A 520-nucleotide genomic window follows, 5' to 3' on the forward strand; every position below is an offset into this window, starting at 1 on the left:
GCATCGGGCAGGTTGGTGCCTGAGCACACAGCGGGCGGCCATCGCCGTTACGACCTGGCGAAACTCCGGCCCGAGATGTTCCGGGCTGAGGAAAACACAGGGCGACGCACCGTGGCCTATGCCCGTGTGTCCAGCCATGATCAGAAGGAGGATCTGGAGCGACAGAAACAGGTTCTGGAACTTTACTGCGCTCAGCAGGGATGGACATTCGAGTTGATTTCCGACCTTGGCTCGGGGATGAACTACCACAAGAAAGGGTTGAAGCGACTGCTTGATGCCATCGTCGATGGGGAAGTCGGGCGACTGGTGATCACCCACAAGGATCGGCTTTTGCGCTTCGGGGCCGAGTTGGTCTTTGCCATCTGCGAAGCCAGGGAGGTCGAGGTGGTGATTCTCAACCAGGGTGAAGATACGACCTTTGAGGAGGATTTGGCGAAGGATGTGCTGGAGATCATCACCGTGTTCAGTGCCCGACTTTATGGCAGCCGCTCGCGCAAGAACCAGAAGCTGCTGGATGACG

1 protein-coding gene is annotated in these 520 nt (G+C 58.1%); it reads left to right on the plus strand.

The genetic code is table 11. The features are described 5' to 3' along the window. Nucleotides 1–520, plus strand: a 520-nt coding sequence (locus tag LPW30_RS15910) for an IS607 family transposase (protein ID WP_239681369.1), incomplete at both ends; no start/stop codon positions are given.

The sequence above is a fragment of the Ectothiorhodospira variabilis genome, assembly GCF_022227625.1.
Classification (GTDB): Bacteria; Pseudomonadota; Gammaproteobacteria; order Ectothiorhodospirales; family Ectothiorhodospiraceae; genus Ectothiorhodospira; species Ectothiorhodospira haloalkaliphila.